The sequence below is a fragment of the Glycocaulis abyssi genome (assembly GCF_041429775.1).
GTDB lineage: Bacteria > Pseudomonadota > Alphaproteobacteria > Caulobacterales > Maricaulaceae > Glycocaulis > Glycocaulis abyssi.
The window spans coordinates 356,153-377,582 of sequence record NZ_CP163421.1; the positions used below are offsets into that span (position 1 = coordinate 356,153).

23 protein-coding genes and 1 tRNA gene are annotated in these 21,430 nt (G+C 61.4%); 16 read left to right on the forward strand and 8 right to left on the reverse strand.

Annotation, left to right across the window (positions count from 1 at the left end; genetic code table 11):
• Nucleotide 1: 1 nt before the first annotated feature.
• From AB6B38_RS01810 to AB6B38_RS01845, 8 genes are all read left to right on the forward strand, one after another.
• Nucleotides 2-988: a heme o synthase gene (locus AB6B38_RS01810; protein ID WP_371395058.1), complete on the forward strand. Its 987-nt coding sequence runs from the start codon at nt 2-4 to the stop codon at nt 986-988.
• A gap of 6 nt (nt 989-994) precedes the next feature.
• Nucleotides 995-1,159, forward strand: coding sequence for a hypothetical protein (locus AB6B38_RS01815; protein ID WP_371393963.1), 165 nt, complete (start codon nt 995-997; stop codon nt 1,157-1,159).
• Between the two features lie 7 nt (nt 1,160-1,166).
• Complete coding sequence (locus AB6B38_RS01820; RefSeq protein ID WP_371393964.1) at nt 1,167-1,751, forward strand: cytochrome c oxidase assembly protein; 585 nt, start codon at nt 1,167-1,169, stop codon at nt 1,749-1,751.
• Nucleotides 1,752-1,866: 115 nt separating this feature from the next.
• Entirely contained in the window at nt 1,867-2,745 is an 879-nt protein-coding gene (locus tag AB6B38_RS01825) for a cytochrome c oxidase subunit 3 (protein WP_371393965.1), read from the forward strand.
• A gap of 7 nt (nt 2,746-2,752) precedes the next feature.
• A complete protein-coding gene (locus AB6B38_RS01830) occupies nt 2,753-3,121 on the forward strand; it encodes a DUF983 domain-containing protein (RefSeq protein ID WP_371393967.1) in 369 nt (122 codons plus the stop codon).
• 32 nt (nt 3,122-3,153) lie between these two features.
• Nucleotides 3,154-3,852: an SURF1 family protein gene (locus AB6B38_RS01835; RefSeq protein ID WP_371393968.1), complete on the forward strand. Its 699-nt coding sequence runs from the start codon at nt 3,154-3,156 to the stop codon at nt 3,850-3,852.
• Nucleotides 3,853-3,893: 41 nt separating this feature from the next.
• Nucleotides 3,894-4,472: a GNAT family N-acetyltransferase gene (locus AB6B38_RS01840; RefSeq protein WP_371393970.1), complete on the forward strand. Its 579-nt coding sequence runs from the start codon at nt 3,894-3,896 to the stop codon at nt 4,470-4,472.
• A 17-nt stretch (nt 4,473-4,489) separates the two neighbouring features.
• Nucleotides 4,490-5,626, forward strand: a complete 1,137-nt coding sequence (locus tag AB6B38_RS01845) for an EAL domain-containing protein (RefSeq protein ID WP_371393971.1) — start codon at nt 4,490-4,492, stop codon at nt 5,624-5,626.
• Here AB6B38_RS01845 and AB6B38_RS01850 read toward each other — a convergent pair.
• Nucleotides 5,612-6,193, reverse strand: coding sequence for a YqgE/AlgH family protein (locus AB6B38_RS01850; RefSeq protein WP_371393972.1), 582 nt, complete (start codon nt 6,191-6,193; stop codon nt 5,612-5,614). The two genes, AB6B38_RS01845 and AB6B38_RS01850, sit on opposite strands and share 15 nt — an antisense overlap.
• A 143-nt stretch (nt 6,194-6,336) precedes the next feature.
• Between AB6B38_RS01850 and AB6B38_RS01855 the strand changes: the two genes are divergently transcribed.
• Nucleotides 6,337-6,819: a peroxiredoxin gene (locus tag AB6B38_RS01855; RefSeq protein ID WP_371393973.1), complete on the forward strand. Its 483-nt coding sequence runs from the start codon at nt 6,337-6,339 to the stop codon at nt 6,817-6,819.
• A gap of 177 nt (nt 6,820-6,996) precedes the next feature.
• Here AB6B38_RS01855 and radC read toward each other — a convergent pair whose 3' ends face one another.
• The 5 genes from radC to AB6B38_RS01880 form a co-directional block, all read right to left on the reverse strand.
• Nucleotides 6,997-7,680, reverse strand: coding sequence for a DNA repair protein RadC (gene radC, locus AB6B38_RS01860; RefSeq protein WP_371393974.1), 684 nt, complete (start codon nt 7,678-7,680; stop codon nt 6,997-6,999).
• A gap of 6 nt (nt 7,681-7,686) precedes the next feature.
• Nucleotides 7,687-8,496: a type I methionyl aminopeptidase gene (gene map, locus AB6B38_RS01865; protein WP_371395059.1), complete on the reverse strand. Its 810-nt coding sequence runs from the start codon at nt 8,494-8,496 to the stop codon at nt 7,687-7,689.
• Between the two features lie 112 nt (nt 8,497-8,608).
• Nucleotides 8,609-9,589 (reverse strand): hypothetical protein, encoded by a 981-nt coding sequence (locus AB6B38_RS01870; RefSeq protein WP_371393976.1) that lies wholly within the window; start codon nt 9,587-9,589, stop codon nt 8,609-8,611.
• A 184-nt stretch (nt 9,590-9,773) separates the two neighbouring features.
• The gene (locus AB6B38_RS01875; RefSeq protein ID WP_371393978.1) at nt 9,774-11,390 is read right to left on the reverse strand and encodes a M28 family metallopeptidase; all 1,617 of its coding nucleotides are present in this window, start codon (nt 11,388-11,390) and stop codon (nt 9,774-9,776) included.
• 120 nt (nt 11,391-11,510) lie between these two features.
• The gene (locus AB6B38_RS01880; RefSeq protein WP_371393980.1) at nt 11,511-12,020 is read right to left on the reverse strand and encodes an acyl-CoA thioesterase; all 510 of its coding nucleotides are present in this window, start codon (nt 12,018-12,020) and stop codon (nt 11,511-11,513) included.
• Nucleotides 12,021-12,128: 108 nt separating this feature from the next.
• Between AB6B38_RS01880 and AB6B38_RS01885 the strand changes: the two genes are divergently transcribed.
• Complete coding sequence (locus AB6B38_RS01885; RefSeq protein ID WP_371393982.1) at nt 12,129-12,881, forward strand: competence/damage-inducible protein A; 753 nt, start codon at nt 12,129-12,131, stop codon at nt 12,879-12,881.
• Nucleotides 12,882-13,078: 197 nt separating this feature from the next.
• Here AB6B38_RS01885 and AB6B38_RS01890 read toward each other — a convergent pair whose 3' ends face one another.
• Nucleotides 13,079-13,939, reverse strand: a complete 861-nt coding sequence (locus AB6B38_RS01890) for a hypothetical protein (RefSeq protein WP_371393983.1) — start codon at nt 13,937-13,939, stop codon at nt 13,079-13,081.
• A gap of 203 nt (nt 13,940-14,142) precedes the next feature.
• Here AB6B38_RS01890 and AB6B38_RS01895 point away from each other — a divergent pair, with 203 nt between their 5' ends.
• The 3 genes from AB6B38_RS01895 (at nt 14,143) to AB6B38_RS01905 (ending at nt 15,139) form a co-directional block, all read left to right on the forward strand.
• Nucleotides 14,143-14,316 carry a hypothetical protein gene (locus AB6B38_RS01895; protein WP_371393984.1) on the forward strand — a complete coding sequence of 58 codons (174 nt, stop codon included), beginning with the start codon at nt 14,143-14,145 and terminating at the stop codon, nt 14,314-14,316.
• Nucleotides 14,317-14,407: 91 nt separating this feature from the next.
• The gene (locus AB6B38_RS01900) at nt 14,408-15,031 is read left to right on the forward strand and encodes an ATP-dependent Clp protease proteolytic subunit (RefSeq protein WP_371395061.1); all 624 of its coding nucleotides are present in this window, start codon (nt 14,408-14,410) and stop codon (nt 15,029-15,031) included.
• Nucleotides 15,032-15,050: 19 nt separating this feature from the next.
• Nucleotides 15,051-15,139, forward strand: a tRNA-Leu gene (locus AB6B38_RS01905).
• A gap of 125 nt (nt 15,140-15,264) precedes the next feature.
• Here the strand turns inward: AB6B38_RS01905 and AB6B38_RS01910 are convergent.
• Nucleotides 15,265-16,170, reverse strand: a complete 906-nt coding sequence (locus AB6B38_RS01910) for a DUF4238 domain-containing protein (RefSeq protein WP_371393985.1) — start codon at nt 16,168-16,170, stop codon at nt 15,265-15,267.
• A gap of 369 nt (nt 16,171-16,539) precedes the next feature.
• On the opposite strand from AB6B38_RS01910, the gene AB6B38_RS01915 reads away from it, so the two are divergent.
• Genes AB6B38_RS01915 through AB6B38_RS01925 form a run of 3 tightly spaced genes read left to right on the forward strand, consistent with a single transcriptional unit; the run spans nt 16,540 to nt 21,365 of the window.
• Nucleotides 16,540-20,118, forward strand: coding sequence for a PAS domain S-box protein (locus tag AB6B38_RS01915; protein ID WP_371393987.1), 3,579 nt, complete (start codon nt 16,540-16,542; stop codon nt 20,116-20,118).
• A gap of 21 nt (nt 20,119-20,139) precedes the next feature.
• Nucleotides 20,140-20,532 (forward strand): hypothetical protein, encoded by a 393-nt coding sequence (locus tag AB6B38_RS01920; RefSeq protein ID WP_371393988.1) that lies wholly within the window; start codon nt 20,140-20,142, stop codon nt 20,530-20,532.
• A gap of 11 nt (nt 20,533-20,543) precedes the next feature.
• Nucleotides 20,544-21,365, forward strand: a complete 822-nt coding sequence (locus AB6B38_RS01925) for a sulfurtransferase (RefSeq protein WP_371393989.1) — start codon at nt 20,544-20,546, stop codon at nt 21,363-21,365.
• The last annotated feature ends 65 nt before the right edge of the window (nt 21,366-21,430 follow it).

Genomic DNA, 21,430 nt, shown 5'->3' on the forward strand with positions numbered 1-21,430 from the left:
CATTACTGTGACTGAGAAATCGTCTGAAACCATCACGGGCGGGGCTGCCAGCGCAGCCTCGCCCGCTGACTATATCGCGCTGATGAAGCCGCGCGTGATGACGCTTGTCGTCTTCACCGGCTTTGCCGGGCTTGTGGCCGCACCGGCGGAGATGAGCCTCATATCGGCGGCGATTGCCATGCTGGCGCTGGCTCTGGGCGCAGGGGCAGCCGGGGCGTTCAATATGGCCTATGACAGCGATATTGATGCGGTGATGCGCCGCACGCGCCTGCGCCCGGTCGTGCGCGGCATCGTGCCAAAATCCGAAGCCTATACGTTTGGCGGCGTGTTCACGCTGGCCTCGGTCACGCTGATGGCGCTGACAGCGAACTATGTGGCGGCCGGGCTGCTGGCCTTCTCGATCTTCTTCTATGCGCTGGTCTACACGGTCTGGCTGAAGCGCTCGACACCGCAGAATATCGTCATTGGCGGTGCGGCAGGCGCGTTTCCGCCGATGATCGGCTGGGCCGCCGCGACGGGCAGTGTCAGCCTTGATTCGGTGATCCTGTTTGCCATCATCTTCCTGTGGACGCCGCCCCATTCCTGGGCGCTGGCGCTCTACAAGTCTGGCGATTATGCGGCTGCGAAAATCCCGATGATGCCGGTGGCAAAAGGCGCAGCTTCCACACGCCGCCAGATCCTGGCCTACGCGATTGCCTATGTGGCGATCAGCCTTGCGCCCCTTGCCACGGGGCTTGGCGGGATGATCTATGCCGGTGCGGCGCTGCTAGGCGGCGCGCTGTTTCTGGTCCTGTCCTGGCGGGTGTTCAATTCGCGCGCCGGTGAAGCCGGTACAGACGAGGACGGGCTATATGAGGTGCGCGCCGGAGACCGCGCTGCACGCGATCTCTTCGCCTTCTCGATTGCCCATCTGGCGCTGCTGTTTGCCGCGCTGATCGCCGAGCACGGCGTTGGACTTCATTTCGCCTTCGCGCGGTTCTGGAGCTAGAGTGAGATGAGTGACGAAACCCCTGAAGCGCCCCGCAAGCTGACCCCGGAAGAGGAAAAGGCGCGCAAGCGTCGCAATGTCGCGATCTTCTGGAGCCTGATCGGGTTTATAGTGCTGATCTTCCTTGTGACGCTGCAGCGTCTCAGCAGCAATATCGCCGCCGGAGGCTGACCAACCGATGAAACTGCCCGTACTGTCAGGCAACGTGAAAGTCCTCGCCATCTGCCTTGGCCTTGCGCTGGGCATGGTGGGCATGGGCTATGCGGCGGTGCCGCTTTACGACCTGTTCTGCCGGGTGACGGGCTATGGCGGGACCACGCAGACCGCGCAGTATGATCCCGACCAGATTCTCGACCGCACGGTGCGCGTGCGCTTCGATGCCAGCCGCGCGCGCGGATTTCCCTGGGAGTTTGAGCCGCTGCAGCGCGACATGACCGTGCAGGTGGGCGAGACGGCGCTGGCCTTCTACCGCGTCACCAACCCCACCGACCGGCCTGTGACGGGCATCGCCACCTACAATGTGACACCGTTCAAGATGGGGCCGTATTTTGCCAAGCTGGAATGCTTCTGCTTTACCGAGCAGACGCTGGGGCCGGGCGAGAGCATGGAGATGCCGGTGGTGTTCTTTATCGATCCGCTGATGGATGAAGAACGGCGCATGGATGACGTGCAGACGGTAACCCTGTCATACACATTCTTCGAGGCTAGCGATTCGCGGGCCCGTAACCTTGCCGAGCGCGCACCGGCCAATACCGGACGCTAGGTCAGGAGAGTTTGCCATGGCGGGCTGAAAACCAGCGCGCCACCTTATTGATCAGGGGGATGGGGGCGGCTATAGCTGCGTCTCAAATCGCCCGAATGAAGAGCAGGAGAGGCCGATGGCTGGCGGCGCTGTCAAACATGACTACCACCTCGTTGATCCGAGCCCATGGCCGTTCGTCGGCTCTGTGGCCGCGTTCATCCTGGCTATTGGCCTTGTGATCTTCATGGCCGGGCTTTCCACCAATGAGGAAAGCTGGGCCTACTTCCTGCTGCGCGAAGGCTCCCCCTGGGTGCTCGTGCTGGGCGGCCTGGGCATCATCTACACGATGATCGGCTGGTGGGGCGACGTCATCAAGGAATCGATGCGCGGCGACCATACGCCTGTTGTCGATCTTGGCCTGCGCTACGGCATGATCCTGTTCATCGTCTCCGAGGTGATGTTCTTTGCCGGCTGGTTCTGGATGTTCTTCGAGGCCGCCATCTTCCACGATGTGCGCGCGGGCGCGAGCTGGGACGGCACGCCAATCGGGGTGGACTATGCGGGCTGGGAAAGCTGGCCGCCGCCGGGCGTTGAGACGTTCGACCCCTTCCACCTGCCGTTGATCAACACCCTGATCCTGCTGCTGTCGGGCACCACGGTGACCTGGGCGCACCACGCCCTGCAGCACGGCGACCGCAATGGCGCCAAGTGGGGTCTGGTGTGCACGGTGGCGCTGGGTGCGCTGTTCACGGTCGTTCAGGCTTATGAGTACACCCACGCCTATTTCGACTTTGGCGGCAATCTCTATGGCGCCACCTTCTTCATGGCGACCGGCTTCCACGGTGCGCACGTCATCATCGGGACAATCTTCCTGGCGGTGTGCCTGCTCAGACTGCTGGCCGGACACTTCACACCACAGAAGCATTTCGGCCTCGAGGCGGCTGCCTGGTACTGGCACTTCGTCGACGTGGTCTGGCTGTTCCTGTTCGCCTTCGTCTACGTGATCTTCCAGTAGACGCGTTATGAACACTCCCCACCCCGTCATCGCAGGGATCAGCGGCCGCTGCCCACGATGCGGGGAGGGGAGACTGTTTTCCGGCTTCCTGAAATTCGCTGATACGTGCGAATCCTGCGGGCTGGACATATCGGCCGAAGATGCCGGTGACGGCCCTGCCGTTTTCATCATCCTGATCGTCGGCTTTATCGTGGTGCCTCTGGCGCTGGCGCTGGAGCTGAGCATGGAGCCGCCGCTCTGGCTGCATGTGGTGCTCTGGCTACCGCTAGCGCTGGGGCTTTGTGTCGCCTTGCTGCGCCCGTTCCGGGGCGTCATGTTCACGCTGCAATGGCATCATTCAGCGCGCGAGGCGCGTCTGGACGAGGACGCCAGCTAGCCCTGAAACGTGTCGGGAAGGACGCAAGGATCATGCACTTCCGCCCCATGCCGCTCCTCACCGTGCTGACATTGGCGGCGCTCGCCTTCCTGCTGACGCTGGGCGTGTGGCAGAGCCAGCGCATGGCATGGAAGCAAGGCGAGCTGGAGCGCTGGCAGGAAGCCAGTGCCAATCCGGCCCGTGATCTCGACGAAGCCCTGTGCGTGGATGAGCCGTTTGAGGGGCGCAGTATTGGCTTCCTGCCAGAGGAACGCGCCGGCAATGTGCGCGTCTATGGCCGTTCGCTGGACGATAACCGGCCGGGCTGGCGCATCTTTGTGCCGGTCGACGCCCCGGCCTGCCTCGATGCCCCGTTAGTGCTGGCCGAAGCGGCGTTCCAGCCTCTGGTGGAAAACTCCGCGCCCATAAGGATGATATCGCGCTGGCGGATTGAAGCGCCACCGGCTCCCGGCGCGTTCACACCCGATTCCGATCCGGCAGAGCGGACCTTCTACGCTTTTGACGGGCCGGGCATGGCCGGGGCGCTGAGCCTGCAGGAGGGCGCGATATCGCCCCTGTGGTGGCTGGCAGAGGATACCGGTGAGCCGCCCGCCTTCCTCACCTCCACCCCGCCGGAGCGCCATTTTGCCTATGCGGTGACGTGGTTTGGCATGGCGATAGCGCTGCTGGTGGTTTATCTGGTGTTTCACGCTGCCAGAGGACGGCTGTCATTCACCGGGCGGAAAGAGTGAGTGTGCCAGTCTGGCCGGCCCTTTGATCTGGAGGCTCCCCCTTGGCGCTGTGGCGTGACGAAATCCCTGAGACAACGCTGGCGGGTGAGGGCATCCGCCTGCGCCATCCCGGTCCTGATGACTATGAGGCGTGGGCGAAGCTGAGAAGTGCCAGCCGCGCCCTTACCGAGCCGTGGGAACCAGCCTGGAGCGAGGATGAGCTGACGCGCACCGCCTACAAGCGCCGCCTGCGCCGCTATCAGCAGGATGTCGAGGCGGGGCAGGGCTATCCCTTCTTCATTTTCCGCGCCTCTGACGGTGTTCTTGTCGGTGCGTGCAATCTCAACAATGTGCGCCGGGGTGTCCTGCAGGCAGCCGATATCGGCTACTGGGTGGGCTCGCCCTATGTGCGCCGGGGCCATGCCCGCGCAGCGGTGCGCCGTGTGGTGACATTCGCCTTTGCCCAGCTCAACCTGAACCGGATCGAGGCGGCAACACGCCCCGAGAACGAAGCATCGCGCTCACTCTTGATGAGCGTAGGCTTCAGCCCGGAGGGCTATGCCCGCAAATATCTCAAGATCAATGGCGAATGGCGCGACCATCTCAAATTCGCCATTGTGCGCGGGGATTTGCTGCGGTGAGTGCGGGCGGCGAGGGCATGCTGTCCAAGGCCGCCGAGGCAGCCGGTGCGCTCGCGATCCAGCTTGATCTTGCGTCCGGCAAGGCCAGTATTTCGGGTGCCGCCGAGGCTTTTGGCCTGACGTGCGACGGTGTTGGCGATTTTCTGGACTGTGTGGCCCCGTCGGACCGCAAAACTCTGGCCGGTCAGGCGGAGGGGCAGGTCGATCTGCGTCTGCGTCTGGCTCCGCCGGGCGAGGCGGTGCGCTATGTCCGCCTGCTGGGCGTGCGGCAGGGCGATGGCGTGACGGCGCTTCTCCTGCCCGCAGGCACCGGCCCCGGCACCACGCTGTCCACGCTTGATGCCGAAGCGGCACTCACCGCAGGGCTGGAGAGCAAGGAGATCATCGCCCATTTCCAGCCGATCATCGCTCTGGATGGCGAGTATCTGGCCGGGTTCGAGGCGCTGGCCCGCTGGCACCGGCCGGGGCTGGGCGTGATGGGGCCTGATGATTTTCTCTTCCTGGCCGACCGGCTGGGCCTGATGGGGCAGGTGGGCGATCAGGTGCGTGGCAGCGCGGCGGACAATCTGGCGCGCTGGTTTGCTGATGCGCAGGCTGCGCCGGATATTTACGTGTCGGCCAATGCCAGCGTTGGCGAGCTGCTCTCGGACGGGTTTGTAGACACGCTCACGGGCGCGCTGGAACAGGCAAAAGTGCCGCGCGGGCGCTACCGGCTGGAGATCACCGAGACCGAGATCATGCGCGATCCTGACCAAGCCGCAGAGATTCTCCATGCGGTAAAGGCGTCGGGCGTGAAGCTGGTGCTGGATGATTTTGGCACCGGGTATTCCTCGCTCTCCCGGCTCGACCGGTTCCCCTTCGATGTCATCAAGATCGACCAGTATTTCGTGCGCTCCATGATTGCGGACGCCTCGGCGCGCGCGATTACCGCATCGGTGGTGAAGCTGGCGCGCAATCTGGGCATGACGATCATCGCCGAGGGCGTGGAAACAGCGGAAATGGCCGATCTGGTCGCCGAGATGGGCTGTGATTTCGCCCAAGGTTTTCACTATGCCGGCGCGCTGGACCCGCAGGCGGCAGCGCTGGCGGTCAGTCAGGGCGTGGCCGGCAGGTTTGCCGCTCCGCGTCCTATCAGGCGGTCAGGCGTGGCCTGACGCCCCGGTGAGATGCTCCGGGTTCACACCCATCTTGCGCAGCGCCATGGCCCATTTTTCCTCGTGGCTGTCGCCAAATACCAGATCCTCATCGGCTTCGGCGACCAGCCAGGCATTGGCGGAAATCTCGTCTTCCAGCTGCCCGGCTTCCCAGCCCGCATAGCCCAGCGCCAGCGTGGAGCGGCGTGGCGGCGAGGGTGACGCCATGGCTTCCAGCACGTCATTGGTGGCTGTCAGGGCCAGGCCGTCGCTGATTTTCAGCGTGGCGGGTTCATGCTCGAAATCATCGGAATGCAGCACGAAGCCGCGATCACGGTCCACCGGCCCGCCATCGAGCACGGCCCGGTCTGCAACCTCTATCTCGCTCTTGACGCCCAGCTGCTCGAACAGGGTGGGCAGGCGCAGGCGCATCGGCTTGTTGACGATGATGCCCATGGCATGATCGTCCCCATGGGCGCACATGAACACGACCGAGCGGTCAAAGCGCGGATCACCGATCAGCGGGCTGGCGATCAGGATCTTGCCCTTCAGATAGGGGCCATCAAAGAGGGGGCGATGGGATGCCATGAACAAAGCATCAGGCCAAAACGGGGGTCTTGTCCAGACAATCCGGCCATCAGCCCGGTTCGCGGCCTTGCAGCAGGCGGCGCAGCGCACTAGCTAGCGCACAAGACATATTGCCCTCAATCAACCCTGCAGGAGCGCATCCAATGACCATCAAGCCCGGTGACCGCCTTCCCGACGCGACTTTCATGACCATGGGCGCTGAAGGCCCCGCTCCTGTGACCACACAGGATCTCTGCCAGGGCAAGACGGTGGCCCTGTTTGCCGTGCCCGGCGCCTACACCCCCACCTGTTCGGCCAAGCACCTGCCCGGCTTTGTCGAAAAGGCCAGCCAGCTCAAGGCCAAGGGCGTTGATACGATCGCCTGCACCTCGGTCAACGATGTGTTCGTGATGAGCGCCTGGGGCAAGGACCAGAATGCCGGTGAAGGCGTTCTGATGCTGGCGGACGGCAATGGCGACTTTGCCAAGGCCGTCGGCCTGACCATGGACGGCTCCAAATTCGGCATGGGTACGCGTTCGCAGCGCTACGCCATGATTATCAAGGATGGTGTGGTGTTAGACCTGTTCGTGGAAGAGCCGGGCGACTTCAAGGTCTCCAGCGCGGATTACCTGCTCGAGAAGCTCTGATTATCCAACGGCCGTTGTGAGATGTGCGGTGTCTCCCCCCGTTTACGGGGGGAGTGCCCCTGAAAGGGGCGAGGGGGGGAATGTTCAAAAAAAAAGCTCCCCCCTCCGGTCCTTCGGACCACCTCCCCCGTGAACGGGGGAGGACATCGGGCCGTCTCGAAGGACGAGGGCTTCCGCCTACATCAGCCCCAGCTGCTTGAAGCTCGCCACTTTCTCCCGCCCGACCACCAGATGGTCATGCACCACGATGGATAGCGGCTTGCCGATCTCGATCACCTGCCGGGTCATCTCGATATCGGCGTGAGAGGGCGTCGGATCACCGCTGGGGTGGTTGTGCACAAGGATGAGCGCGCTGGCATCAAGGGCTATCGCCCGCTTGATGATCTCGCGCGGATAGACCGGCGCATGGTCCACCGTGCCGCGCGCCTGAAACTCGTCGGCCAGCAGACGGTTTTTCTTGTCGAGGAACAGCACCCGGAACTCTTCGGTAGAGGCGTTCTGCAGGGCGGTGCGGACATAATCGAGCAGGGCAGACCACGAGGAAATCACGGCCCGGCCCGTCACCTGCTCGCGCGCAATGCGTGTCGCGACTTCCTGAAACAGGTTCAGCTCCAGCGCGACCTTTTCAGAGACCCCCTTGATCTCGGTCAGCTGGTCAGGGCGGGCCGCGCATACCCGCCCGATATCGCCAAACCGGGCGAGCAGGTCTTTGGCCAGCGGTTTGACATCGCGCTGCGGAATGGCCCGGAACAGGACAAGCTCAAGGATTTCATAGTCCGCCAGCCCCCTGCCGCCCGTTTCAGCGAAGCGTGCGCGCAGGCGGTCGCGATGACCGTGATAATGGGGCTTGCCGGCCTCCATCAGGGCCTATTTCCACGGCGGGCAGTGATAGCCGGCAGGCGAGCTTGTGAATATCTCCACGCCATCTGCCGTCACGCCCACCGAGTGCTCGAACTGGGCGGACAGGGATTTGTCGCGGGTCACGGCGGTCCAGCCATCGGCGAGGATTTTCACGTGCGGTTTGCCATCATTGAGCATTGGCTCGATGGTGAAGATCATGCCGGGCTTGAGAACCTCGCCCGTACCCCGGTCGCCGAAATGCAGCACGTTGGGCGCATCGTGGAAGAGCTGGCCGATACCGTGTCCGCAAAAATCGCGCACCACGCTGCAGCGCTGGGTCTCGGCATATTCCTGGATGGCCGCGCCGATATCGCCAAACGTATTGCCGGGTTTCACCTCGGCAATGCCGCGCATCAGCGCTTCATAGGTCACCTCGATCAGGCGCTCTGCCTTGCGGCGCACCTCGCCCACGGTGAACATGCGGCTGGTATCGCCATGCCAGCCATCGACTATGCAGGTCACGTCGATATTGAGGATATCACCGTCCTTGAGCGGTTTGTCATTGGGAATGCCGTGGCAGACCACATGGTTGAGCGAGGTGCACGAGGACTTTGAATAGCCCTTGTAGAACAGGGTGGCCGGCACCGCGCCATTGGCAATGAAATTGCGCCGCACGATGTCATCGATCGCTTGCGTGGTCACGCCGGGTTTCACGAAGTCGACCAGCAGGTCGAGCGTTGCCGCCGCCAGCTGGCCAGCCTTCCGCATGCCCGCGAACGCTTCGGGGCCGTGCTGGCGGATATGTCCGTCGCGGATCAGTTCCACATCGTCAATCATGTCTGTTTCAGTCACGTACACTTCCCGATTGTCTGTCCAACCCTCCATATAGCGCCGCCCGGAGCGTTAGGAAACGCTCCGGGCGGTAATAGTCAGGCAATGGCTCTGCTGGCTACTCGGTATAGAGCTCGGAGATGTGGAGCACGGCATCGCGCAGGGATGTGCTGGCCCAGGTCCCGACCCAGATATCGTACTGGCCCGACTGCGGGCGGTCCCAGCGGATGGACGGATTAGTGCCCTGCCCGCTGTCATCATCGCAATACCACCTGCCATCGGGCGCGTTGATGACCAGCGTGGTGTCCGAGCTGGACGCCACTGAAATGATGAGCGGCAGCGAGCCCGGTGTGAAATTCAGGCGGACATCGGGGGCGTCGGCGATATGGCCGGAGCAACGATTGTCCCTGCGGGCGTCGCCAGACCCTGTATCACTGATCGTGTCGCGCACTCGGTTCGGTCCGCCCGACTGCAGATCGACAGTATAGGGGTCGGGTACGAAGCCGCCGCGCAGGTTCACCGTTTCGTAGCTTGGATTGAGGCGCCAGTCCGGTCCGGACGCGCTGCTGCCGCCACCGCTGCCATAGCCGACCGAGCTGGCGGTCACACTGCCGAGCTCGGAGATAAACAGCCGGGCATCGGCCAGCGAGGCGCTGCCGAACGTGCCAACCCAGATGTCATAGCGCCCGCTGGACGGGTTGTTGAACTGGATGAGCGGGTTCAGGCCGTTGCCGCTATCGTCGTCGCAATACCAGCTGCCGTCCGGTCCGTTGATGACGAGGGTCGTATCAGAGCCGGAAGCTGCGCCGATGCGCAGGGGAAGCGCGCCGCTGCCAGAGCTGAACTGCAGGGAGAAATCTGGCGCATCGGCGATATAACCACGGCAACGCCGGTCCCTGTCGGCATTGCCTGAGCCGGTGTCATTCAGAGTGTTGGCGCGGACAGGTCCGCCCGATTGCAGGTCGACCGTGTAGGGGTCCGGCATGAACCCGGCCCGTAGCGATGTATCGCCATAGCTTGGTGACAGTGTGAAGTCCTGTGCGGCGGCCATGCTGGTGGCAAGGCCGAGCGAAATGGCGGCGGCGAAGGCGTATTTCATATCCCAGTCTCCTGACTTGCTTTTGTCAGGTCCCGCCCGATCAATCCCAGCGCGCCTGACCCCCAAAGGCTTCTGATAAGACTTCAGCGAGTCTGCACGCAGGATGAACACGGCTCAATAAAAACCGGCCCTCTGATCCGAAATTCAGAGGGCCGGATAGAGTAATTGCTGCTATATCAATATGTTATTGCATGAAAAAACTGTCATCGTTCCAGCGCGGCGTTTCGCTGGTATTGGCGACGGCGCTGATGATTTCGTAATTTATCAACGCAAACTTCGCGCCCTGATCGAAGCGCAAGGGCTGCGACAGGTCATCGCCCGGCGCGTGGTAGTTACCGCCCAGGAAGCGCAGGAAGGCCGCGCCCTCATCGTCTTCCGGATCAGGTGAGGAGAAGCCGGTCATCAGGAAGATGGACGGCACGCCTTCACGCACGAAATTATAGTGGTCGGAGCGCACGAAGAGCGATTGCTCGGGGATGGGATCGGGCGCGAGCGATACGCCCGCGCGCGCCACGGCCTGCGCCGTGACCGGTCCGAGCGTGGAGTGCTCCGCGCCAAACGCGATCACATCACTGAACTCGTAGAGCATGACCGGCATGTCCAGATTGATATTGGCCACCATCCGGCCCATGGCCGGTGTGGGGTTGGCGGCCACATGGGCCGACCCCAGCAGGCCCTTTTCCTCAGCCGTCAGGGCGATGAAGACTACCGTGCGGGCCGGGCGCGGCCCCTCAACTAGCGCGCGCGCGGATTCCAGCATGGCGGCTGTGCCGGACGCGTTGTCGAGCGCGCCGTTGCAGATGGCGTTTTCGGCCATTGGCTGGCAGATGCCGATATGGTCGAGATGGGCTGTGACCACGACGGTCTCTGCCGACAGCGCCGGGTCTGATCCGGGCAGTACGCCGATCACGTTCGCGCTGACGACCGGCTCGCGGGTGGTGGCTTGCGCCACTTCGATATGCGTGTTGAGCGCAAAGCTTTCCAGCTCTTCACCGGCAAGGGCGGCGTCCACAATCTGGCTGAAATCCCGGCCTGACCCTTCAAACAGATGCTCGGCGCTCGCCGTGCCCACCACCGCACTGACCTCGATGGAGGCCGGTGAGGCTGCGGCCGCAACCGTCATGGCAGGGCGCGGATTGGCGGCCATGGCGGCGAGGCGGGAGAAGGGAAAGCGCGTCAGACCGTCCGCCATGATCACGATGACACCGCTGGCGCCACGCTCGGCGGCAAACTCGGCCTTGGTGCGGTTGTTGGACAGATGGGCAGCCACATCGCTGGGCAGATCGCCGGGCGCGCCGGCGAGCACGACCACGATGCGTCCTTCCACGTCCAGACCGTCATAGCTGTCCAGCCCCAGCCCCGGAGCCACGATGCCGTAGCCAGCGAAGACCGCGTCGGCGCTGATGGCGCTTTCATCGCGCGTTGCGTGGGCGCTGATGATGAAATCGGTGCCGTGTTCCAGCGCTTCACCATTGATGGCCAGGCGCGCCCGCGCGGGGTCGGCCATCATGTTCTGCAAAGGCACCGGCTCGTGATAGCTGCCGTCTGATGCGCCCGGCTCCAGGCCCAGCAGGCGGAAATGGCTTTCGACGTAAGCAGCGGCGATGTCATAGCCACGCGTCCCCGTATCGCGCCCTTCGAGCAGGTCGTCGGCGAGGAAGCGGATATGCGCCTCGATTGCGCCTGCGGTGATGATGCTGGACGCTGCTGGCGGCTGCGGTGCCGGCGCAGAGCCAGTTGTCGCGCAGGCGGACAGGAGAAGTCCGGCGCTGGCGGCCGCGGCGAGATAGTGACGGATCATGTTTTTGTCCCCGATTATGGCGTCATGCGCCCTCTGCCCGAAGCCCTACAGTCTGGCGGGAGACGGCTCAATCATGCAGGCCAGAACATGGCCAAACTTTCATCTTGGAACAGATGGCCCCTAGTCCTGGAGCACCCACAGGGATGAGCGCTCATGGGCGGCGCGTACCGCGTCGGAGAGATCGGGGTCAGGCACATGATAGTGCCGGGCAAAATCGCGCGTCATGCGCGCCGGCTTGCCCGTGGAGAGCTGGAAGCATACCAGCCAGGTGCGCGCCCGGAATACCGTCTCGCCGGTGTCGCGATTGCGGAACTGGTACCAGCGCTCGGCGCGCAGCCGGCCATCGCTCTGCGCGATCCATACCGCGCAGGTGAGCACGTCGCCGGCCCGGCAATGGCCTGAATAGTCCGCCAGAGTGCGTATCACGGCCATGCCGCGGTCTGCGTCACGGCAGCCCTGCCGGGTCAGGCCATCAGCCTCCCAGTGCGCCCAGGCGGTCTCGTCGGCCCAGCGCAGATAGGCCGAGTTGTTGGCGTGGCCGAAATCATCAATCTCCGCCTCGTCCACGCGCCGGTTGCGCACGAAGGGGAAGGGCAGGTCCCAACCGCTATCGGTAGGCGCTATCGGCATGCTAACTCCTGTTTTCGTGTCACAGGCGGCTGTCCGCCTGTACTGACCGCGATATGTCATGGTCCATGATGACGTCAACGCGCACCATGGCAAAAAGGATGAGCGCAAATGAGTGAACGACCCGTCAAGGCGGCCGTGCTGGTGATTGGCGATGAAGTCCTTTCGGGGCGCACGCAGGACGTGAATGTCCGCCAGATTGCCGAATTCCTCAGCCCGCTTGGCATCACGCTGGGCGAGGCGCGTGTGGTCAGCGATGTGCAAGATGACATCGTGGAGGCGCTGAACGCGCTGCGGACCCGCTGGGACTATGTATTCACGACTGGCGGTATTGGTCCCACACACGATGATATCACCGCAGATGCGGTCGCTGCCGCTTTCGGGCGCCCAATCGATGTACGTGCCGATGCGCTGGAGATTCTCAACACCTGGTATGCCAACTCCGGCACGCAGCTGACACCGGCCCGCCTGCGCATGGCGCGCATTCCCGATGGCGCGGAACTGATCGCCAACCCCGTTACCGGCGCGCCGGGCTTCCAGCTCGAAAACGTGTTCGTGCTGGCGGGGGTGCCGAAGATCGCGCGCGGCATGCTGGAAGACATTGCACACCGGCTGAAGGGCGGGGCGGTCACGCAATCGGCCAGCATCCGCCTTGAGGGCGTGCGCGAGGGCGATATCGCGGAAATGCTGGGGCAGGCTGCCGTCAGCTTTCCTGCCGTCTCCATCGGTTCCTACCCCTGGTTTGAGGAGCTGGCAGGCGGCGGGCTTTCGCGCGGCGTGGCGGTGGTGCTGCGTTCGGCAGATGGCGCGGCGCTCGCAAAGGCAGAGCAGACACTCAGATCACAGCTGCCCGCACAGCCCTGACTGGCACTCGCCGCGTGCGGTTGGATTAGCAGCAAGCGCGCCCAACCGTTGCTTCACCGCTCCTCCTCCCCCGCCACCAGCTAAACGGCGCGTAGGGAGGGCGATATTGTTGGGCGTTGCCGTTGCCAGTGCCAACTGGATCCCGGCAGGGTTAGTCATTTAAGCCTTCAGGCTCTTAGGTTTCCATATCGTACAGCTCACGTGTCAGAGTTATACTCCCAAGCGATGCAGTATCGCCTGCCAGCCCTTCTTTTTATCTTCCGTTCAAACACCTGCTGTTGTGCTGCGTTATGGGGCAGCCGCACAATGCGGGTGTCATCTAACGGAGCTTCTTGTTCATCAATCGCCCATGTAAACGACATCGACGAACTGAACGTTAAAATTTTCACCGCCCTAACGTCCACACTATCGAGGAATTTAACATAAAACTCCACATTTTTCGGCAGCCAAGGGTTAAGTATTATCGAAAATACCGGCTCGGGAGCATTTTTTACTGAACGCGCGATGATCGAGAATTTGAAGGCACGTTCGCGTCCGGGAATGAGCGCTTCGCCGAAATCAATTTCCATGAAGCTCATTAGCCTGCCGCGAAGGTTAAGCGGCCTGAATGTCAGGCCTTCATCGCTTACAAATTCTAGCGGTGAATCTCCAGTCCATTGGTACCCAAACAGATAGCTTCGAACGCCGGACTTCAGTGCCACTATATTATTCTCAAAATTAAATTCTTGATGCAGCCTGCCTTTTACAATGCAATGCCGCTTTTGAGAAATGATCCTTATGGATTGATTCTCACTGTGCTGAAAATATCGAGTCTTTTTGTACATATCTATTATTGCAATAAAAAATACAGAGGTAAATATAGATGTTATTAATATAACTGTCAGCAAAACTGGAAGAATTTCACTAGTAGTTAATGTGTCATCAATGGATATTAATGCAAGCGCCCACGTAAGCGCAATAGTTAGGATGCTAAATAATGATACACCTATGAGCTCGCTTATGCTTGCAAGAACATGAGTTATTTGTAGGATTCGGTTCGTGAGTGCTGAAAATTTCATATTTATTATTTCAGGTTATGATTAGCTTCATTCGAAGGGCGAAGCATATTTTAATGAATCGATTGAAACCTTGAGTATTCTGATCGAACGAGTCAAGTGTAAATTTGGTGCGTTCACTGCCTCTGGAATATTTCAAGGCGGTGATGCCAACGATTGCGATTTGGTGATGCGAAGCGTTTGATAAACAAGTTGAAAAGTTTGATTTGATTTTGGACCGTGCCACCCCCTCCGTCTCCATCGGTTCCTACCCCTGGTTTGAGGAGCTGGCAGGCGGCGGGCTTTCGCGCGGCGTGGCGGTGGTGCTGCGTTCGGCAGATGGCGCGGCGCTCGCAAAGGCAGAGCAGACACTCAAATCACAGCTGCCTGCACAGCCCTGACCGGCACTCGCCGCTTGCCCCGTCTGGCGGGCATGCCTAACTTGACGGGCAACACATGACGCATTTCCGCGAGACAGGATATTTCCCGATGATGGCTGACGGCTTCCGCGCTCACCCGATCCGCAATGATGATGAGGACGCTCCTGAAAAGGACGCCGCCCCGGCGGGGGAGGACTTTGTCGGCAAGGCCCTCTTTGAAAGCCGCACCATCCTCATTACCGGCGGTATCAGCGACAAGGTGGCCCGCTCGGTCTGCGCGCAGCTTTTCGCGCTGGCGGCCAAGAGCGATGATCCGATCCTGGTGGTGATTTCCTCGCCCGGCGGGCATGTCGAGTCTGGCGACATGATCCATGACACGATGAAGTTCATCAAACCGCGCGTGATCGTGCTGGGGTCGGGCTGGGTGGCGTCTGCGGGCGCGCTGATCTTTGTCGGTGCCGAGAAGCAGGATCGCTACTGCCTGCCCAATACGCGCTTCCTCATCCACCAGCCTTCGGGCGGCGCGGGCGGCGCGGCCAGCGATATCGAGATCCAGGTGCGCGAAATGCGCATGATGCGTGACCGGCTGAACCGCATCTTTGCCGAAGCCACGGGCCAGTCGCTGGAGCGTATCGAGAAGGATACTGACCGCGATTTCTGGCTGACGGCCAAGGACGCGATCGAATACGGGCTGTGCCACAAGATCGTGACGCGTCAGGACGAGATCAAGCGCTAGGCGTATCAGGCGCACATTAGCGGGCGTGGCGGAACTGGTAGACGCACCGGACTTAAAATCCGTTGGAGGGCAACCTCCGTGCCGGTTCGAGTCCGGCCGCCCGCACCACTCTTGGTTTCCGCAGCCCATCCGGGCTGCGATGTTCCGCGAAAAGTCGCGGGCGCGCGGTTGCGCTCTTCGGACGGCGGAACGCCGTCCGCAAGGCCAAATGCATATAAAACAATGGCCTACAATTAGGCGTAGCCTTCCGCCTCCGCCTTGCGCAGTAATTCGTCCATGATGTAATCCGGGTGGCGATGAGTGAACATGTATTCTATAGCGCTGCGCCATATGAGTAGATTTGTGGTCACATAACACTCATCATCACAAGGATAGTATTGATTGGCGGGCTCGCTGTGAAAATTGTCCATGTTTAAAACGCGTGTTGGGCTAATAGGGAAATGAATGGTAGTTTCAGGGTCATTTATACCACTGAATTCCAGAGACGGATGGCAGAACGTGATCGGCGCATCCGAGGTAATGAAAGCAGGGCGTGGGGCCATCATCATTGACCAACGCATGTTCATGAAAATTTTTGCAAAAATGACAGCGCTTTCAATCTGCCGGAACCAGATTTTCTTAACGTCATCCGTATCAGCGGCACGAAAAGTTTCCCATGACGTATCGTCGAAATCGAATGTGCGGTCGCCAACTGTGACCCGATCAGGCGGCTCGTTGAACTGGGAAAACAGCTTCACCAAATGCTCGTGCATCTTGCTGTGTTCTTCAAGTGTGCGTGGGTTGCGAAGAAACATTGTTGCTGCCAAGAGCGACACTATCTTCCGTAAAGGTTGCCAGCTCAGATCAACAACATCTCGTTGAAGTGTCCGCCAAATTGGACTGCCGAACCATTGTTCTAAGTCTGCAAGCTTTTTTTCCAAGGCATCGTTAAGACTGCCAGTGGTGTCATCATGGGTGGAATAAAGGTGACGCTTGTAAGCTACCTTTTCGATAAGCTTCAATTGGGCATCACCTTTTGTATGGCTGAACCGCCAGATCCGCTCTGCATCGTGTTCTGCCGCGAATGCGCGCAGATAAGCTTGAGGTACCCAATGGCTATTTTTAGTCCGTTGACGGTTGTGGTTTTGCTTCTGGCTCATCTGAGCATATTGGCACAAATCAAGAACAGCGCAATCGGCTTTCGCGGCAGTCTTTTTCCCTGAATTGCTGGTTTCCAGATAGGCCTCCGGGCTTCTGGAATGACGAATTGGAGGGGGCGAGATATCAGCGAAGCCGGACCACGCTTGTACGGCGCTTGTACCCGGCAGGCCGCGCTACACCTGCACGGGCTCACACCGCAGCAGCGAAAAAGTTTGCCTGAAAGGTAAGGATATCGCCGGGAATCCCTTGCGTTGGCGGCCTGCGCGCATAACGCTATGCGCCATGTTCGGGGATATGGGCGCACTCTGCATTGACCGGCCGGGCTGCAATGACCGGGCCTTGCCTGTTTTTCAACGGGTTAGGCTGTCATGAGCGGCGATATCACGCGTGACATCTTCTTTCAGAATCACCCCGACCCCATGCTCATATACGAGCTGGCGACGCGCCGTATTCTGGTGGTCAACCAGACCTTCCAGATCCGCTATGGCTACACGCAGGATGATCTGAAAACCCTGCGCCTTGATGATCTCCACCCCGATGAGGAGCTGGAGAAGCTGGAATCCAACGTGGCAGCGGTCAGCGAAGGTCTCGATCGGGCCGGGATCTGGCAGCATCGGCTCAAATCCGGCGAGTTCATCCATGTGGAGATCACCTCCCATACGATGGAGTACAAGGGCAAGGCGTGCGAGCTGGTCGTAGCCCGTGACATGACCGAGCGTGTACGTTTCGAGAAGGAACGCGATCAGGCGCTCAAGCGCGAGGAAGTTCTGCGCAGCCGTGCCGAGGCTGCGGCCTATCATTTCCAGTCGCTGTTTGAATCCGCGCCGGGCATGCTGCTTGTGCTGGAGCCGGAGGACTACACCATCGTGGCGATCAGCGACGCCTATCTGAACGCCACGAAGCGCCGCCGGTCCGACATTATGGGCAAGCCGCTTTTCGACGTGTTTCCCGATGATCCTGATGACCCTGAGGCCAATGGTGTTGCTGCCGTCACCGCTGTTCTGGAACGGGTGAAGGATAGCGGGCTGTCGGAGGCCCTGCCGCTGGTGCGCTTTCCCATTGAACGGCCAGAAGAAGAGGGCGGCGGGTTTGAGGAGCGCTGGTGGCTGTCTGTGTTTTCTGCCGTCAATGGCCCCGATGGCCGCGCGCAGTATGTGATCTGCCGGTCTGAGGACGTGACGGGGCTGATTGCCGGTCAGAACCGTGATGCCGACCAGCTGGCTGCCGAGCTGGCGGAGCGGCCGCTCGAGCTCGACCTGATGGTACATTCACGCGAGCTGCGCGAAGCGACGCTGCGGCTCAATGAGCGCGAAGCGAGTATACGCACGGTGGAGCGCCTGCTGGCTCTGGGCCAGTGGCGGTTCGACCTGCAGACCCAGAAGCTGGAATGGTCAGACAGCACGTTCCGGATGTACGGGCTGGACCCGGAGACATGTGAGCCCGATTACGATCTCTATGTCAGCCTGGTTCACCCTGATGACCGCGCAAGGATGGAAAGCTGGTTTGCCGATTTCATCGAGTCCGGTGAACGCAGCGGCGAGTTCTGGCACCGCATCGTGCGCCCTGATGGCCGCGTGATTACGGTTCGCGGTGTCGCCGAACGTGCCATAACCCCGGAGGGCGAGGCGACCACCGGGTTCGTTCAGGACATTACCGGCCAGCTGGAAACCGATGCGCGGCTGAGCGAAGCAGACCATTTGCTGCGTCTGGCTGGCAAATCGGCCCGTTTTGGCGCCTGGCGGGTGGATCTGGGGCGTGGCGTCGCCGAGTGGTCTGAAGAAGTGGCGGATATCCACGACATGCCCGGCACGCGGGAACTGCCGGTGGATGAGGCTATCGGCTTCTACGCACCGGAAAGCATTGACCGGCTGCGGGAGGTTTATGAGCACTGTATCAATACCGGAGAACCCTTCGACGAGATGCTGGTCATCATCAGCGCGAAGGGAAGGCGGGTCTGGTGCCGCTCGATCGGTGAAGCTGAACGCAATGCTGCTGGGGAGGTGATCGCGGTACGCGGCGCGTTCCAGGACATCTCCGAACTGGTGTCGGCCCGCCTTGAAAGCGCGGAGCTGGCCGAGCGCCTGCAGAACACACTCAACACGATGAGCGATGCCTTCTACCTGCTTGATGAGGGGATGTGTTTTTCCTTCGTCAACAAGGAGGCGGAGCGGGCGCTGCGCACGCCGCGCCAGGACCTGCTGGGCAAGCATGTCTGGGAGGCGTTCCCCGGCGCACGTGAAGCGCTGGAGCCCTACTACCAGCAGGCGGTTGATACGGGCGAGAGCGCGAACACATCCTTCTGGTACGATGAGCTTGGTGTGTGGTTCCGGGTGAGGGTGCATCCCGGCCCGGACGGTCTGGCCGTGTATTTTCAGGACATCACCGAGGAGCGGCAGGCACAGGAGCAGCTCTATCTTCTGGAAAAGGCGGTCGCGCGCGCCAATGATGTCGTAGTTATCGCCGACAGCAAGGTCACTGATGAAGGGCCCAGAATAGTTTATGTCAACGACGCATTCGAGCGGGTGTTCGGGTATACCCGCGACGAGGTGGTTGGCCAATCAACCAGCATATTGCGTGGTCCCCTCACAGACCCGGAGACGCTAGAGGAGATATTTGCAGCGTTCAGGGCCATGGCGCCGGTACGGACCGAGATTGTGCACTATACCAGGTCCGGCGAGGGGCGCTGGATGGATGTCGCCGCGGTGCCGATCACCGATACGGAAGGGCGTCACACGCACTGGCTGGGCGTGCAGCGCGACATTACCGAGCGCAAACGTGACGAGGAAGCGCTCCGGATCGCGCGCGACGAGGCCGAAGAGGCCAACCGGCTGAAGTCGGAGTTTCTGGCCAATATGAGCCACGAAATCCGCACCCCGCTCAACGGCGTGCTGGGGATGTCGCAATTGCTGGCCCGTACGGACCTTGATGCCCGCCAGACACGGATGATCGAGACGGTGCAGACCTCTGGCAAGGCGCTGTTGTCGATCATCAACGACATTCTGGACCTGTCCAAGATTGAGGCCGGCCTGATGACCATCGAACCGGAGGCGGTTGAGGTCGACGCCTTGTGTGAACAGGCTCTGTCGTCGGTCAGGGGTACGGCACAGAACAAGGCGCTGGCGCTTGATCTTGCCATTGATGAAGCGGTTCCCGGACACATAACGGCCGACCGGCGGCGCCTGGCCCAGGTTCTGATTAATCTGCTGGGCAATGCGGTAAAGTTCACCGAGGCCGGATCGGTCTGGCTGAACGTGGACTGCCCGGACGCGCAAACCATCCGTTTCGAGGTGACCGATACCGGGCCGGGGATCAGCCCGCAGCAGGCGGAGCATATTTTTGACCGCTTCCGGCAGGTGGACGCCTCCTATGCCCGCCGGCATGAGGGTACGGGGCTCGGCCTGGCGCTGAGCAAGGAGTTCACCAGCCTGATGGGCGGGCATATTACCCTGCATTCCCGGCCCGGCGAGGGTTCGCGCTTTGCCGTTCATCTGCCGCTGGTGACGACCAGGGCCGGGGCGGATGGCGGGCATGAGGCGGCGAATGTCGTCAGCCTGCCCAAGGACATGGGCCGTATTCTCGTTGCGGAGGACAACGCGACCAATCGCGAGACGCTGGAGATGTTTCTTGATGAGCTGGGCCTGGCCCGCCCGGTCTGCGTTACCAATGGACGCGACGCGGTGGAGCGCGCGCTGGCGGAAGATTTTTCGCTCATCATCATGGATATTTCCATGCCCGTCATGTCAGGGCTGGACGCGATCCGCGCGATCCGGGCCAGCACGTCGCGCCGGCGCGACATACCCATTCTGGCGTTGACGGCACACGCCGCGCTGCAGGATCGCGAAGAGTGTCTGCAAGCAGGCGCTAACGATTATCTCGCCAAACCTGTTGATCTCGCGGCGCTGGCGAGCGCATTGTCGAAACTGGTGAGCAAGCGGGCTGCAGGCTGACAGCCTTTGAAAGGATGTTGAATGGGGCAGGCATCAAATGGCGAACTGAGCGTAGCCATTATCGATGACGATCCGGTCGAGACCGAAATCCTCTCCATCCTCATGGACGAGGTATTTGAGGCGGTCGAGATTTCGAGCTTCGGGACGGTCAGCGAGTTTCTGGATGGCAGCCGGCATGCGAGCTTCCAGCTTGTATTCCTCGACCGGCGCCTGCCGCCTTATTCCAGCTTTGATGAGACCTTGCCGCTGGTTGTGCCGGCCGCGCCACAGGCGGCCATCCTGCTGATTACGGCTCATACATTCGAGCGGGTGGATCTCTCGGCCTATCCCAATGTGGCCGGGCCGTTTGCCAAGCTGGATCTGATGACGCCGGACGATCTGCGCGCGCTTATCGGCAAGCATCTGCCCCATTGAGGCAACACGCCATGCTGGTGTCCCCACAAGAGGCCATGGTCCGCGAGCAGGCGGTGTTCATCGATGCGAGCTGGTTCATGCCGGCCAGCGGCAGGACCGGGCGCGATGCCTTTGCGCAGACCCGCATTGCCGGCGCGCTCTTTTTCGACATTGATGCGGTGGCAGACCTGACCAGTCCTCTGCCCCATATGGCACCGGGCAGCGCCACGCTGTCGCGCTGGTTCGCGGCACATGCCCTTCAACCTGGCCAGACGCTCATCATCTACGATCAGAATACGGGCTTTGCCGCGCCGCGCGTCTGGTGGACGCTGCGCCGGTTCGGCCTCTCGCCCCTGATCCTCGATGGCGGGTTTGCCGCCTGGAGTGCCGCGGGCGGGGCGGTGGAGACCGGCCCTGCGCCGGAGCCTGCTGTCACGGCAACAGGGCCCGACCTGCACCTCATCAATGATGATGCCATGCGCTGGAACGATGTGCTCCACCACATTGAGGCGGGCGACGCTCTGATCGTCGATGCCCGCCCGCCCGGACGCTTCGCCGGCACCGATCCTGAACCGCGCGCTGGCTTGAAGTCCGGCCACATGCCGGGCGCGGTGAATCTGCCCTCTGGCCGCCTGCTGGACGGGGAGGGGCGGTTTCTGCAGGGCGAAGCGCTGGCGGCTGCATTGCCAGCCACGGACCGTCACCAGCGCATCATCTGCACGTGCGGGTCCGGTGTGACGGCCGCCATTCTCCATGCCGGGTTCACGGCAGCGGGTTTCAAGGATGTCTGGCTGTATGACGGCTCATGGACCGAATGGGCGGGCCGGGGTGATCTGCCGATTGTAAAAAGCTGAACAGCGTTCACTTCCCCATCTCGACACCGCGTCAAACCGCGCTAGCTTGCGGTGCAGCAAACATG